The 16,243-nt window shown below is 39.8% G+C and carries 10 protein-coding genes; 9 read left to right on the top strand and 1 reads right to left on the bottom strand.

The genetic code is table 11. The features are described from left to right. Positions 1 to 30 precede the first annotated feature (30 nt). A complete protein-coding gene (locus U5K72_09430; protein ID MDZ7719023.1) occupies positions 31 to 1,818 on the top strand; it encodes a M23 family metallopeptidase in 1,788 nt (595 codons plus the stop codon). Here U5K72_09430 and U5K72_09425 read toward each other — a convergent pair. Beyond that, positions 1,815 to 2,195, bottom strand: a complete 381-nt coding sequence (locus tag U5K72_09425; GenBank protein ID MDZ7719022.1) for a RidA family protein — start codon at positions 2,193 to 2,195, stop codon at positions 1,815 to 1,817. The two genes, U5K72_09430 and U5K72_09425, sit on opposite strands and share 4 nt — an antisense overlap. Positions 2,196 to 2,372: 177 nt before the next feature. Between U5K72_09425 and U5K72_09420 the strand changes: the two genes are divergently transcribed. The 8 genes from U5K72_09420 to U5K72_09385 all read left to right on the top strand — a co-directional run bounded on the left by U5K72_09420 (position 2,373) and on the right by U5K72_09385 (position 16,235). Continuing rightward, on the top strand, positions 2,373 to 3,698 hold the full coding sequence (locus U5K72_09420) for a tetratricopeptide repeat protein (protein MDZ7719021.1): 1,326 nt from the start codon (positions 2,373 to 2,375) through the stop codon (positions 3,696 to 3,698). Between the two features lie 6 nt (positions 3,699 to 3,704). Beyond that, positions 3,705 to 4,904 carry a tetratricopeptide repeat protein gene (locus U5K72_09415; protein MDZ7719020.1) on the top strand — a complete coding sequence of 400 codons (1,200 nt, stop codon included), beginning with the start codon at positions 3,705 to 3,707 and terminating at the stop codon, positions 4,902 to 4,904. Positions 4,905 to 4,912: 8 nt separating this feature from the next. Beyond that, the gene (locus U5K72_09410; GenBank protein MDZ7719019.1) at positions 4,913 to 6,055 is read left to right on the top strand and encodes a cystathionine gamma-synthase; all 1,143 of its coding nucleotides are present in this window, start codon (positions 4,913 to 4,915) and stop codon (positions 6,053 to 6,055) included. 13 nt (positions 6,056 to 6,068) lie between these two features. Beyond that, positions 6,069 to 7,247, top strand: coding sequence for an acetyl-CoA C-acyltransferase (locus tag U5K72_09405; protein MDZ7719018.1), 1,179 nt, complete (start codon positions 6,069 to 6,071; stop codon positions 7,245 to 7,247). A 340-nt stretch (positions 7,248 to 7,587) separates the two neighbouring features. Continuing rightward, on the top strand, positions 7,588 to 8,715 hold the full coding sequence (gene porV, locus U5K72_09400) for a type IX secretion system outer membrane channel protein PorV (protein MDZ7719017.1): 1,128 nt from the start codon (positions 7,588 to 7,590) through the stop codon (positions 8,713 to 8,715). Between the two features lie 15 nt (positions 8,716 to 8,730). Beyond that, positions 8,731 to 11,907, top strand: coding sequence for a T9SS type A sorting domain-containing protein (locus U5K72_09395; protein ID MDZ7719016.1), 3,177 nt, complete (start codon positions 8,731 to 8,733; stop codon positions 11,905 to 11,907). A 9-nt stretch (positions 11,908 to 11,916) separates the two neighbouring features. Further along, a complete protein-coding gene (locus U5K72_09390; protein MDZ7719015.1) occupies positions 11,917 to 15,264 on the top strand; it encodes a hypothetical protein in 3,348 nt (1,115 codons plus the stop codon). Beyond that, the gene (locus U5K72_09385) at positions 15,261 to 16,235 is read left to right on the top strand and encodes a DUF5683 domain-containing protein (protein ID MDZ7719014.1); all 975 of its coding nucleotides are present in this window, start codon (positions 15,261 to 15,263) and stop codon (positions 16,233 to 16,235) included. Before U5K72_09390 ends, U5K72_09385 begins: the two co-directional genes overlap by 4 nt. Positions 16,236 to 16,243 lie beyond the last annotated feature (8 nt).

Raw genomic sequence — 16,243 nt, 5'->3', positions numbered from 1 at the left:
GGTTGTCTTTCTTCCCAACCACTACCTTTCATGGCAGATTCTGTTGAGTATGCGTGGCCTACCGATGCAACAAACCAGATCTCCTCAACTTTTGGAGAGACACGGTCTGCCCATCTTCATGCCGGTTTAGATATTCGCACCTGGGGCCAGGAAGGCTACAAAGTTTTCGCCACCCGCAATGGAATTATTCATAGAATTGGAACCGGCCCCAATGGATATGGGAATGTAATTTACATGAAACATAACGACGGTTCCTATTCTGTATATGCCCATCTGAACAGATTTGAGCCAGATTTACAATCTTATACGGACTCTATCAGGATGCAGGATTACTCATTTGTTCTTAATAGAATTATTGAAGAGGATTCTCTCTATTATGAAAAAGGGGAAGTAATAGCATTTACCGGTTCGTCAGGAGTAGGTCCACCTCATCTTCATTTTGAGCTCAGAAATCCAGAAAATAAACCCTTCAACCCGCTTCTTACTAATATCAGCATCAGAGATAATTTAGAGCCGGTTTTCCGTCAGTTAGCTATCGAATTTTTAAATCCTGCCTCTTTAAAACATGAAGGGTTTCAAATAAAAAATGCCAAAAAAGATGGCAAACGATATGATTTTGGGGATATTACTGTCAATCAACCTGTGGGTTTAGCAATAAATGTGCACGACAAAGCAAATTATACACCCAATGTATATGCCGTTCATACCTTAACATTAGTCCATCAATCAGATACTCTATACCATTCCAGCTCTGACCAATTTTCGTTTGCAGAAAGTAGTCACATGTTCCTGGATAGATCATACCAGATTCTTGCAGAGACCCGGCGAGGATTTCAACGGCTTTATAAGGTTAATGGGAATCAACTCCCCATTTATAAAATTTTGAAGAACAGAGGAATACTTGCTTTTGATGAAGGGAGATACCCCCTGCGCATCATCGCTTCTGATATCTTTGGAAATACGGCCGAAGCTTCAGTAACACTTAATGTAACAAGCTCCAACAGAATAGATAAAATCACAGATGTACCAACTTATCCTGCTCCGCCTAAAACCAGAAAACCATTTACTGTAAACAGAAGACAGGTTATATTTAATAATAACACTCCCCTGCTTGCAAGTTCGGAATCAGTTGCGTTTCAAGTATCAAACAACCAGGAATCCATTCGGTTCAGTTCAAATTCATCGATCGAAAAAAAACTGATTCCTGATAATAAACAGGTATTTAGTACACCTGACCAACGAATGTGGATTGAATTCCCCAAAAAGGCCCTGTATGACTCCTTACATTTACACCTGGACATATCCAGGATTGGTGATGAAATTCAATTCAATTTCTCCCCTGATCGTTTACCCATTGAGGAGCAGATCTATTTTAACTACATTCTTCCCGAAGATCTAAAAGACAATGAGCGCCTGGGATTGTTTTCGGTTGATAAATTCAGAAATCGATTCTACTTCATGGGAGCGGTTAATGAAGGCGGAATAATTAGATCTTCATTGAGAGAAATCAGCAGCCTGGTAATTATGGAAGACAGTACACCACCCTGGGTTGGTAATCCTCAGCTTGAAAAAAACCTGGCGGGTAATTATATCATAAGAGTGCCAGCAGTTGATCGCGATACCGGTATTGATTATCAATCATCTACTATTACTGTAAATGGCAAACCGGGAATTACAGAATACGATCCCGACAGAAAATCTCTCTTTTATTACGTTCCGGGGTATGTTCCTGCAAATCAAAACTACATTGAGGTTGAAGTTTTTGACGGAATGGGCAATCACACATCAAAAACAGCCTCTTTTTCTTTCACAAATTAAACATACGCAGTACAGCTAATCTCAATTTTTACATTTTTTGGCAGCCGGCTGACTTCTACAGTTTCTCTCGCCGGGGGATTATCTGAAAAATAACTACCATAAATTTCATTGACTTCCGAAAAATCATCCATATCTGCCAAAAAAATTGAACATTTTAAAACTTTATCAAAACTGCTCCCCGCTTCCCGCAGCACTTGTTCAATATTTTTCATTACCTGTTCGGTTTGTTCGCCAACATTGTTGCTAACCAATTCCATAGATTTCGGATCGAGTGCAATTTGACCGGAACAATAGAGTGTATTCTGATGAACAACAGCCTGACTGTAAGGGCCAATAGCTGCCGGAGCTTTATCTGTCTTTACAATTTTTTTCACCATATCAATTATTTATTCTTATAAGATTTGAAACCCGATTCAATTGAAAGAAAATCCAATTATTTAAGTAAATCAACCCACAGTAACTGTTTAAAAGAGGAACCTAATATTGCGGAATCCTCTATATATGGTTACTTTCTAAGTATTAAACTAATTCTGAAAAACATCACTCATATTAAAATGAAAAGATTCAAACTACTCTTTCTAATTCTTGCTCCCCTACTGCTTTTTTGGGCTTGCGAGACCACTGATCCCTTGGTTAATGACGTGCAGGTAAACCTGGTTACAGGTAATTTTGATGCTGCACTCGAAACAGTTAATTCAGCCCTTAAAGAAGATTCATCAAACTATGTAGCGCACTATTATAAAGGGATTGTTTTAGCTTCTCAGGCATATGAAATGGAACCACCAAGCACCCGACAGCCTGTCTATGAAAATGCAAGATCCTCATTCGATACTGCAAAATCACTGATGCAGGAACAACCCGAAACTCCCGAAGAACTTGAACAGTTAAATAATTCTGTAGTTTCTTTTTGGGCGGATGAATACAATATGGGTGTAAACATTCAGAATGATGACAGCCTTTTTAATGCTACTGAAAATCCATATGAAACATCACTCGAACACTTGCAAAATGCTGTTGTTATCAATCCTGATAGTGCAATGACCTACCAGGTGTTGTCTTCAACATATTATCAGTTAAATCAAGTTGATGATGCAATCCAAAGTTATGAGAAAGCTATGGAGCTGCTTGATCAACCCGCACCGGAAGATTACGAATACCTGATTAGTCTTTATTTGTTCGATAACCAGTATGAGAAAGCTATTGAGTTTGCTCAAGAAGGTCGCGATTTATATCCTGATGAATCAATGTTCGTTCAATTTCTTGCTGATGCATATATCCAAGCCGGTGAACGGGACAGAGCTATATCTCTTGTAGAACAGCTAATAGAAAAGGACCCTGAAAATCCGCAATACAGACGCGTACTGGGTACTCAGATATATCAGAGTGTTGAACGGATATCAAACGAAGTTTCAGATCTTTATGAAGAGCTGTTTGAACTAAGACAAGCAGCAAGAGATCAGCGGGGACAAGAGTTAGAACAAACTCAGTCCGAAATTGAAGAGCTCCAATCAGAAATTGATGCTAAAGAACAAGAAATAGATGAACTTTCGAAAATCTCCATTCGTGAGATGTCTAAAGTAGTTGAACTTGTTCCTGATGATGAATCTGCGAATTTCATTCTTGGTATCATCTATCAAAACCGTGCAGCCAATCTCTTTGAGCGACGGAATAACACGATGGACAACGAATTAGCAGCTGAATACGACCAGCGAGCTAAAGAAAATCTGGAAAAAGCAAGACAATATTACGAACGAGCTGCTGAAATTAACCCGGATAACCCAGAAAATTGGCAGTCTCTTTTCCAGGTCTATACAGCCCTTGGTATGGAAGAGGAAGCTGAAGCAGCAATGGAAAAAGCCGGTATTAATAACTCCAACTAATTTTATATGATATATCAAACTCCCCGAATGCTGAGCCTTGTGCTTGCATTCGGGATTTTTTTTACCCTCTCGTGCAGCACCGTCCGTGATACGGGAACTTCGAAATCCTCTAATAACGAAGAGACATCACTTCAGGAACAGATCAGTAATTTAAACCAACAAATTTCAGAAGAACCTGGAAATACTGATTTGCAGACTGAAAAGGCACATCTTTTATATCAATATTCTCAGAACATTTCTGATCCCGGTAATAGAAACCCGGTTTATATGAATATCAGAGATATTGCCGATAGCTACTCTGCAGATGCAAGTACCTCAGAACAATTGGATGAAGTTCTGTCTCAAGCCTGGCATTCCGAGCAACAGAGTGGAATGCGTCTGATCCAAAAAAATGAATCAGATCAAACGGAGAATTATTCAAAGAGTGTAGCTCATTTCCAAAATGCTATAACTCTTATCCCGGATAGCTTGCAAACATATAGTTTACTGGCAACCACTCACTACCAGCATGGAAATTTAAACCAGGCCATTGAAACCTTAGAACAGGCAGAAGAGCAGCAAGATGAAGACACCCCTTCAATCAGCGAGAAACTGGCCTATTTGTACCTGGAATCTGGTGATTTAGCAGAAGCAGAAAGGATATATGAAGGCCTCGTTGAGCTCAACCCCGACAAGCTTCTTTTCAAACATGGTTTGATTAATGTGCTTATTCTAAGCGATAAACACCAAGAAGCCATTGATCTTCTGGAACAACTTTCAGGAGAATATCCAACCCGGTATGCATACCAGGAATCACTTGCAACAGAGCTTTACTATCTGTTTAAAAACAGAACCGATTCTTTAGCAAATTCAGATACAGACAGTGAGTTAACAAAGGAAGAACAGGAAGAGTTAACAAATCTTCTCGCTTCAGTGCATTCAATATTTGAAACGATACAGGAGTCCCTTCCAACATCAGAAGAGAACCTGTTCAGGATGGCTTCATTTTACAAAAAAGCCTCCACAAGGCTCAGTCAACTTCCGAACATCGAAGGTGATCTTGCAGAGTTGGAACAGAATTTTATGGAGTACTCTTTACCTCTTTGGGAAAGACTTGTTGAAATTAATTCCGATAATCTTGGGTATATCAGTAATCTCTACCAGGTTTATACGGATTTAGAAATGCATGAAGAGGCCGAATCGATCGAACGATCATATAATTTTTAAATCTATTTATGAAGTTTAATACAAAAGCAATTCACGCAGGGCAGGAACCTGAGAAAACTTCGGGTGCTGTTATGCCTCCAATTTTTCAAACCTCAACATACGCTCAAAAAGCACCAAATGATCACCAGGGATATGATTATGCACGGGTAGGGAACCCAACACGTACAGCACTTGAAAAAATGATTGCCGGTCTTGAAGAGGCTGATGCATGTGCATGTTTTGCAAGTGGTGTAGCAGCTATCGACGCCATTATTAAATCCCTGAGACCGGGTGACCATGTACTCTCTACCAATGATCTTTACGGAGGTACTTACAGACTTTTCCGGCAGGTTTTTGAACCCTATGGAATTGAGTTTTCGTTTGTTGATATGACGAATATCGAAGAAGTAAAATCTTCCATAAAAGATTCAACACAACTGGTTTGGATTGAAACACCTACAAATCCGATGCTTCGCGTAATTGATATCGAAAAAGTTTCTGAAATTGCTTCTGATGCAGGTGCACTTTCTGTAGTTGACAACACATTTGCCTCCCCCTATTTGCAGCAACCTCTCCTTCTCGGAGCAGATGTAACCATGCACTCAACCACAAAATATCTTGGTGGTCATTCCGATATTATCGGAGGTGCCGTAGCATCTTCAAATAAAGAGTTTATGGAAAAAATCCGTTTCCAGATAAAAGCGTCCGGAGCCGTACCCGGTCCTATGGATTGTTACCTTGTATTGAGAGGAATAAAAACACTTCATTTGCGGGTGCAGCGATCGGTCGAAAATGCAAAAGAGATCGTGGACCTCTTAGAATCACACCCAAACGTTGAGAATGTTTTCTACCCGGGGCTAAAATCACATGCCCAACACAGTGTTGCCTCCAAACAGATGAATGATTTCGGTGCGATGGTCTCTTTTACACTTAAAGATGATACTATTCAACGCGCAACTGAAGTCATGTCTAACACTGAAATATTTACGTTAGCTGAGAGTTTAGGAGGTGTAGAGTCATTAATCAGTCATCCTGCATCGATGACACATGGTTCCATCCCCAGAGAAGTTCGGCTCAAAGCAGGTTTAACAGATTCCCTGATTCGATTATCCCTGGGTGTTGAAGATGCTGAAGATTTGGTTGATGATTTGAAACAGGCAATTGAATCATAAACACAGGAATTTTATGTCTGATGTAGTTATTGTTGAAGCAAAACGGACTCCGGTCGGATCTTTTGGCGGGAGTTTATCATCGCTCACTGCTCCCGAACTGGGGGCTTCTGTAATTTATGAACTGATTAAATCGGCCGGAATGCAATCTAATGATGTTCAGGAAGTTGTTATGGGCAATGTACTCACAGCTGGAATCGGTCAGGCCCCGGCAAGGCAGGCTGCCATTAAAGCCGGGCTCTCCGAAAAAACCCCTTCAACAACTGTTAACAAAGTATGTGCATCCGGCACAAAAGCCATTATGATTGCCGCCGATCAAATTTCTTTAGGGCAAAACCAAGTAATGATTGCAGGCGGAATGGAAAGCATGAGCAATGTACCATATTACCTTAAAAAACATCGTTTTGGATCGAAACTGGGGCATTCAAAAACAGAAGATGGCATTCTTGTGGATGGCTTATGGGATTTTTACAATGATTTTCATATGGGTAACGCCGGTGAAATTTGTGCGAAAGAGTGTAATATCTCACGAGAACAACAAGACGAATTTGCTATTGAATCATACAAAAGAGCTCTGAATGCACACGAAAAGGGATATTTTAAAGACGAAATTATAGAGATAAAGGTAACCGGCCGTAAAGGAGATATCACAAAAGTAGAAATGGACGAAGAGTTAGAGCGTGTTAATTTTGATAAGATAGCTCAACTCAATCCAGTATTTGATAAAGAAGGCACTATTACAGCAGCTAATGCAAGCAGTATAAATGATGGTGCAGCGGCTGTTCTTTTGATGAGTGAAGATAAAGCAAAAGAATTAGGCCTTGAGCCAATTGCCAGGATTAGAAGTTCTGCCAGTGCTGCTAAAGCTCCTGAATGGTTCACAACTGCCCCGGCAGATGCCATTCCCATCGCCTTAAAAAGAGCCGGTATTGAAAAAGAAGATGTAGACTTGTTTGAAATCAATGAAGCATTTTCAGTTGTTTCGCTGGCTAACAACCAGATCCTTGAAATTGACCCTGAAAAAGTTAACATCCACGGAGGTGCCGTAAGCATTGGTCACCCTATTGGCTGCTCGGGAGCCCGAATTGTTGTTACTCTTCTGCATGCTTTAAAACGAACAAATGGAACTTTGGGATGCGCAGGTATTTGTAATGGAGGCGGTGGCGCTTCTGCCCTTGTAGTGGAAATGATCTGAAGAAATCAGTTATAACTCTGCTTGACTTTTTTGAGGGGTGAATGTATTATTTGGTGTCTGAATTCTGATCGATTCTTGCTACTCATATTATTAAAACTAAATAAACTCTACTATATCTTATTGAAAAACGTTACAGTTTCACTATTTAATAACAGATTATAATCTGTGCCGGATTAAGCCGATATATATCGTATATCATAAGAAAATTCTAATTACGTTTAATCCAATAGTTTTCAATCTTTCAGTTGATTATTAAGAGAAACAACAGACAATTTTTACCTGAGTTATTCTTATACTTTGGTAGAGTTTTAGATTCATTTAACATTTAGTTTTCCACGTTATGAAAAAGTTCTTCTTATCTCTCGCAGCAATTATATTATTGCCAATAGTTGCGGTACAGGCACAAGTAGGCATTACAGCTGTTCCTTTTCTTCAAATAGAACCCGATTCAAGGGCAACCGGAATGGGCAACACCGGAGTAGCTGTGGCAGATAACGCATCGGCAATATTTTGGAACCCGGCAGGACTTGCATTCCAAAATCAAAACCAAATTAGCGTAACACATGCAAACTGGTTACCTGCATTTAATGCCGATCTATTTTACGATTACCTTGTGGGAACCTATTATGTAGAAGGAATCGGCACTATTGGCGGTCACATCACATTCCTGAATCTTGGCGAACAGATTCGAACAGATGAAACAGGTTTAGAACTTGGCAGATTTAACAGTTTCGAAATCTCGGCGGGTCTTTCCTACGGATTCAGAATTTCAGATAATTTTTCAGTTGGTACAGGTCTTCGTTATATCTACAGCTCATTAGCTGACGGCAGCGTAAGTGGTCAGGACATAAGTCCCGGATCAAGCGTTGGTATCGATTTAGCTGCACTTTATAAAACTGATCCTTTTCAGGTTGGAAACCGTCAGGCATCTTTTAATGCCGGTTTTAACCTCTCGAATATCGGGCCTGGAATTCAGTATACCGATAATGCACAAAAAGATCCTCTGCCCACAATCATGCGTTTGGGATGGGCATATACAATGGATATTGATGCAAACGGTATCAACACTCTTACTCTCTCAAACGATATTTCAAAAATCATGGCTCGTAATGAAAACGTAGGAAGCGATCCCGATAGCCCTGAATATGAAACAATGGGTGTGATGGAAGCTCTATTCAACTCCTGGGGATCTTATGAGAGATTTAATGGTTCAGAAACCGTTGATGTAACTCTTGGCCAACAACTCATGTACGGTTTTGGTCTTGAATACTGGTACGATGAACTCTTTGCCTTGCGTTCTGGCTATTATTACGAGCATCCCGAAAATGGAAACCGTGAATTTATTACATTGGGTGCCGGCCTCAGATACAATATTTTTGGCGTTGACTTTAGTTATATCTATACGCTCGAAGACGATCACCCACTTGCCAATACAATTCGGCTAAGCGTTCTGATGAACTTCAGGTAAGATCTACTTTTCTTAATGACATATTTAACTTCAAGAAGCAGTGGTATATTAATTTTATCACTGCTTTTTTTATTTCTTGTTTGTTTTGATGTATCATCGGCCCAGCATCCGGTAAAACCAAAACTCAATTCTCTTTCCCCCTCCTTTCCATCAACGGATAAAAAAACACCTCCGAGTGAGCTGAAAATTCTTGGTGTGATGGTTGAATTTCAGCCGGATACAAATCGATTTACATCTGGCAATGGAACATTTAGCCCCGGCAGCATTCCCTATCTTGAAAATCCGGGTACCAATATTGACGCTTTGCCACATGATCAAAACTATTTTGAAGCGCACCTGGAGTTTGTTAAAAATTACTTTGAAAAAGTATCTGACAGCCAGATTTCTGTCGATTATCAAGTATTACCCGACATCTACATATTGAATAAAAAAATGGCTGAATATTCCCCGATTGGAGAAAACCCAGACCTATCTGAGATGAAAAATCTTATCTCTGATGTTTGGGCACTTGTTGGACAGAATCATACGATATCAACTGAATTTGATTCCGGAGATAACATCGCCTTTGTCATTTTTCACGCTGGAATTGGCAGAGATGTAGAGTTAACAGGAACGAACCTCGACAAAACTCCACAGGATCTTCCCTCCTTCTACCTAAGTAAACAAACATTATCTGATTTTTTAGATGATCCCTCCTTCAGTGGTTTCCCAATAAAAAATGGAGATCTGTTAGTCGACAACTCGTTGATTGTTCCGCGAACTTTAACAAGGGCCGGCACGGATGCTGTTGGAAACCAGTTTATACTGCCGTTGTCAATAAATGGATTGCTAACCGCTCAAATTGGCAGCCACCTGGGACTGCCGGATCTTTTTAATACAGAAACCGGCCGATCTGGAATCGGTCGTTTTGGATTGATGGACGGAGCAGGAATCTTTTCCTATAATGGCCTTTTCCCTCCTGAGATCTCAGCATGGGAAAAATCATTTCTTGGATGGGAAACACCATTTTTAGTAGAATCAGATATAGAATCGACGATTTCACTTCCGGCGGTTTCTAATCACAATAATAAAAGCATTGCAAAAATCCCCATATCTGCAAAAGAATATTATTTAGTTGAAAATCGTCATCGTGAACCGGATAACAATGGTGTAACTTTTACAATTAAACGCCCGGATGGTACCTATGTCAATCAAACATTTACAAATCAGGATGGGGCAATTATAAACCAGGAATCTGGATTCGATAACCTACTGGAACCGGGAGTGGTAGTTGATGTGAGTAACTACGATTTTTCGCTTCCCGGCGGAATTATAACAGAGAATGACGGATCTGAAAGAGAGCTGAATGGAGGAATTTTAGTTTGGCACATTGATGAAGGAATTATTGATAGTAAAATTGAAGAAGGTGGAATCAACAATAACCCTGATCGTAAGGGCGTGGATCTTGAAGAAGCCGACGGCGCCCAGGATATCGGCCTTCCGACTTCGATTGGTTTATCCCAAAATGAGGTTAACGGCTCCCCCTTTGATTTTTGGTGGTTGGGAAATAATGCCCGTGTTGTCACACAGAGCGATACCATCCAATTTTATGAAAATCGATTTGGACCTAACACAAAACCCGCTAACAACAGTAATTCAGGTTCCCCGACAAATTTTGAACTCTTTAATTTTTCTGAGAATCTGCCTGTAGCACACTTCAGTATCCGTCCGGTAAATCCGTTTTCTGATCTTTATGAATTGTGGGACACTCAATCAAATTTACAGATAGAGACAGCTTCCATCCCCGATGATCCATATTGGCAACGATACCCATTAGCTGTCCAACCCATGAAAAATGGATGGATCATGATTCCTGGATACAATGGAATCCGGTTTTACAGTCCAGGTGATAGAGAATTGATCGATACAAACATTGAACGTTCATCTCTCCAGCAACCTTTTTTGAATGAAACCCGGCTTGCAATTGCTGAAAATCCATTTTTTTCAAACAATTCACTCACCGTTCAAACATACAGTTTTGAGAACCAGGAGATCACCAAAAATTTAACGTATGAGGTTCAGCCAAACGGAGACTTTATCAGTTCATTCCAGAATAACATTTTAGATATAGATGATACTCCATTTCGAATCGATCTGACGAATGAAGAGATTTTACAGGATAATCAGTCAATCCAATATTCCGACCGAATAGGAAGTTACCAATCCAGGATTGAAAGTGGTTCTCTTATCATTGAATATCCGGGCGGGTCTGAAACTTATGTATTAAATCAAGGTGACGAATACTCGCGCAAATACACCGGGATTGTACAATCTTCTCAAAATAGAATTCTATTCTATCTATTTGAGGATGACAAACTATCGCTTTTTAAGCCAGATGACGATTACAAGTCCCGAACCTTTATCCACGACTCTGAAAAAATAGAATGGCCCGCAATTGCCGATTTTAACCGGGATGGAAGTCCCGATTTCCTGTTTATTGATTATTCAGCCAATCAACTGATTGCAAAAAATGTGAATGGTGCTTTTCTCTCTTCATTTCCGCTGTCTGCCCCTCAAAACGTTAGATTTACCGGAACACCACTCGTTGCAGACATTAATGGCGATGATAATAATGAACTAATTATTACGGGATACGATCAGTCTTCTATGAACCTGTATGCTTTCGACGAAGAAGGCAATCCAACCGAAGGATTTCCCTTATTAGTTGGCGGTATAAAACAAAGTTACAGCCACCCCATTCATCCTCTCATTTTCGGTGATAAATTATTTGCAGTAAGTCATTTTGGAGAACTCAAAGTATGGGAATTTTTACAAATTCAGAACATCCAATGGAGATCGAAGTATGGAAATCAAACCACAAATAAAGTCTCAGGATTTTTAAAAATAGAAGAACCGTCCAATCCTGCTCTATCTTTACTTAATGGTGAAGAAACTTACAACTGGCCGAACCCAGCGCGTGATGAAACCCAAATCCGTTTCCAAACCAGGGAGCCCGCCGAAGTACGAATCAAAGTATTAACAATGAGTGGACGCATCATTTCCGATCAAACACTTCAAAGCAAAGGCAATGTATCGGAAGAGATCTTATTGGATACATCAAGCTGGGCCAGTGGTGGTTACTATGCTCTTGTTGAGGCAAAGGCCGGCGGTAAAAAGGAACATAAACTTGTTAAAATTGCCATTGCCCGATAAATGAAGCAGATGAACAAATATTGTTTTTTTGGCATCCTGCTGATGATGCTCTGTCCCACTGTTTCTATGGCGCAGGTTTCTCCTTCAACGGTAAATTTTCCCCATAATCACCTTCCCTGGTACACTCTTGAGGGAGAGTATTTTCTTATCCACTACCAGGAAGGCAGTGAGAAAACAGCCGGCGAAGCTTCTATAATCGCCAATGAAATTTATCGCCCTATTACTGAGCTATATGATTATGAACCGGATCGAAAAGTAAGCATTATACTTCGAGACAGGGAAGATTATGCCAACGGTGCAGCTTACTTTTTTGATGACAAAATTGAGATCTGGATCCCTCCACTCGATACTCCTCTTCGCGGAACTCATCAATGGTTACGAAATGTAATCACGCATGAGTTCACCCATATCGTGCAGATGGGAGCATCCATGAAACGTTCACCAACGATTCAATCTATCTATTTTCAATGGTTATCATACGAGGATGTGCGCAGGCCGGATGTTCTATATGGATCGCCTAAAGGAATCATTACACATCCATTTTCCACGGTAAGTATTCCGGCTTGGTTTTCGGAGGGTACGGCTCAGTTTATGAGAAATAATATCTATTTTGATTATTGGGACACCCATCGGGACATGATACTTCGCATGAACATTCTTAATGAGAAAGCCCTGAGTTTTGAGGAGATGGGTGATTTCAGTTCAAAAAATAGTCTTGAACGCGAAATGGTGTATAACCAGGGATTCGATTTTACCCGATACCTGACAGAACATTTTGGAGAAGATGTGATTGCAGATTTATCTGAAGAATCTGCTAATGGATCAAGCAACTTCAGCAGGGTCTTGGAGTCAGTAACCGGCAAAAATGGAGAGGATTTATATGATTCCTGGATTGAAGATAGAAAACAAAAATATACTCGTCAGGTTCAGGGCTTAGCCGAAAATGAAATCAATTCAGTAATAGATAAAGGATTTTTTAACTTCTATCCACAGTACGACAAACAGGGTAAAACCTTTGGCTACCTGACAAACCGTGACCGGGACTATGCCACAACCTTTCTAATCCTGGAAACGCCTGATTCTACATTCGTTGTTAACGAACTCAAGACTCCCGAATCTAAAACAGGTAAATCGGATTCTTATCAGCACTCCTCCTTCTCGGACATAACGATTGATTACATTGGAAATCGCTTCTCATTTTCTCCCGATGGAAAAAAAGTAACTTACAGCAAAGCCGATCGGAATCGATATGGAGAGGAGTACAATGATATCTTCATCTTTGATATTGAAACGTTTGAAGAGAAAAAAATCACAACAGATGCCCGAACTCAAGATCCGGCCTGGCACCCATCAAAAGAAGTAATAGCCGCAGTTGAACTTCAAAACGGAACTCAAAACCTGGTTCTGATTGATACGCAATCAAAAGAAAAAACAAGACTCACCAATTATTCAAATGGTGAAACAATCTACACCCCTGTTTGGTCTACTGATGGCCAGAATATTTTCTTTGCATCGGCAGATATCGACAAACGCAACATCTATCGCTTTAATATCGAATCAAAACAGGTTTATGCGGTATTTGAAGAAAAAATGATTGATTTCAGAGACCCTTGGGTAGATCAAAACAACGAGTTTCTATACTTCTCATCTGACCAAGATGGCATTTTTAATATTTATCGATCTGAATTAGATGGGCAGTTTGTTCAAAAAATTACCGATCTGAAAGGTGGTGCGTTTATGCCCTTTGCAACAGGAGATTCCCTTTTCTTCTCCGAATACAAAGCAGATGGTTACAAAATTTCTGCGATGAAACTTCCTGAATTCAAGCATCCTGAAGATGCGAACGAATTGTACGGGAATGCTCAGTATCCACAAAAAATGCTCTCCAAAAACCAGCTTGATGAGAAAGAGCGTTTTTATAATGCTCAACATTTCACAACGATGCACGATTCTTTGAGAACTCTTGGCAATGTGGAAGAAGAGATTACATTGACCGTGGAGAATGATGAAGAATCTTTTCTATGGAGGCCATACAGCCAAACAACCACAGGTTTAAGTGTCATACCTGTTATCCGTTTTGACAACTATTCCAAGCTTAAAGGCAGTAACTCAAGGCTTATTGCGAATGGAAAATTTGGTAATCTTGGCAAAAATCTTATTCGAGACATAAAAACGGGAGCTTATTTTACATCTCGTGATGTTACTGAACGACTCAGTATTTTTGCGGGTGCTCTCTTCGGATTGGGATCTACTGGAACCGATAGTTTTGCTGATTTCTTCTCTCCAAACCGGCTTAACAACCTGGACCGCGACCTGTTTTTCATCATTGATCACCAGGGCATTCCTTTCATAAAAAGAAGTTGGTCCCCAACAGTTAGTGTAGAACTCTATAATCTAAAACGAAATGTTAGCAATGGCGCATCAATTGAAGAATTCCCATGTACCTCATGTCTGCCATCTCAAAAATCAATTGATATTCGGTATAACGTTTGGGAAGCAAACTTGTATCTGAGAAGTAAATTAAACCGGTGGAGTCTGCTGGAACTGGGAGCTTCCTATTCTCCTTACAGTGTTGCAACAGACGGTTTCTTCTCCGATGAAATCAATGAGTTTATCCCGGGATCGACCACAGAATATTTCAAAGGGACATCATATTCAGTCTCATATATTGTCAATACCATTATGCCCACACGGCATTCAGACATCGCCCCTGAAGGAGCCCGTGCCAGTGCAACATTCCAATTAGATAACGGGCGCTTACTACAAGAATTTGAAATTGAAGAGGGCACATTATCTCCCATTTATGATCAAACAACCAACTATTCACTGGAATTAAAAAGCCAGCTTGGAGGTGAAATTACGGGTAACGTCAATGGATTACTTACTTCCAGAATATTTAGTTATTTCAGCAATCCCGAAGATTATTTTTACCTGGATTATACAGGAGGTTTAACCGGAATGAAATCTTATCCATATTTTGCCATTGGAGGGCAACGTACAATTTGGGGACGATTTTCCATTCTCACACCTCTTAAAAGGAATATCAATCAACAAATTGGCGCCTACACGCTCGACAAAATGTATGCTAATATATTTCTTGAAGCAGGTAATGGCTGGGGTGGTCCTTTAAATATTGGAGACAATCTGAAAACAGGAATAGGTGCAGAATTAAGGTTTGCCTTAAATAGTTATTATATTTTCCCGTTAAAATTTTTTGCGACTACTACGTATGGTTTCAATCGATTTAACGTTACATTACCAGAGCAATTTATAACTTCATCATCGCAGAATTCCATTACCTACGGCAAAGAGTTGCTCTTTTACTTTGGTTTAACTTTTGATTTCAATTCGTTGTGAAATTTTTATTTATAGGCACACTTTTCTTTTTAATACCACTTTCTGTTCACGGTCAAGAAGAAATTTCGGCCAATGTATCATCACCGGTTATTAAGAATTTTCAGAGTGGACAAGAAAACTATCATTTGATAACTCCTGTCCTTATGCGTGAATCTTCAACTCTTAATTACCAGGAGGAATATGCTATTCGTAATGGAAATATATTCCAATCATTTTTCAGTTCGTTAATCATTCCGGGTTCAGGCCAGATTAAAAACAGGAGCTGGTGGAAAGCAGGACTATTTTTTGCTATCGAAGCCACCTCCGTTTACCTGTTTGTTGATAATAGAAACGATGCGAGAATAGGCGAAAGAGATTACGAAAAATATGCCAACAGGAACTGGAGTGTGGTTCAGTATTCCAACTGGCTTGTTCAGTATCATGAACAAAATGGATTGGATAATCCTCACATTGATGACCTCAGACAGATGCTTGGAAATACTGAAGCTTCATTTAATGTGAATAAAGATTGGAATGAAGTGAACATTGATCTTCTGCGACAGGTTGAACGGGATACGCCATATGTCACGTCCGATCAAAACAGGACGAATAATTTTTCGCACACGTTGCCCGAATATGGAAGTCAGCAGTATTATGAGCTCATTTCAAAATACTACCAATACCAGGCCGGCTGGAAAGATTATAATAATTTTCACGACAATATTGGACATACAGGAACATTTTACAATGAGAGATTTGTGATAGACAGAGGTGGTTCTTATGCCAGTCCTTTTTTCTATGAGGCGGCACAGATGGCCAAACAGTTTAATTCTGATTACAGAACAAGTAACACCTTCTTATCTATTTTAATTGCTAATCATGTTCTTTCTGCGTTCGATGCTTATTTTACATTCAAAATGAAACAAAATAGATTGGAAGCTACTTCAAGCATTATGCCTGGAAAACAGATCCAACTTACATACAGTTTCTAAATAGACGG

Source organism: Balneolaceae bacterium (assembly GCA_034521495.1).
GTDB lineage: Bacteria > Bacteroidota > Rhodothermia > Balneolales > Balneolaceae > Rhodohalobacter.
The sequence above is the reverse complement of the archived record's forward strand: the minus strand, read 5'-3'. Positions and strand labels throughout refer to the sequence as shown.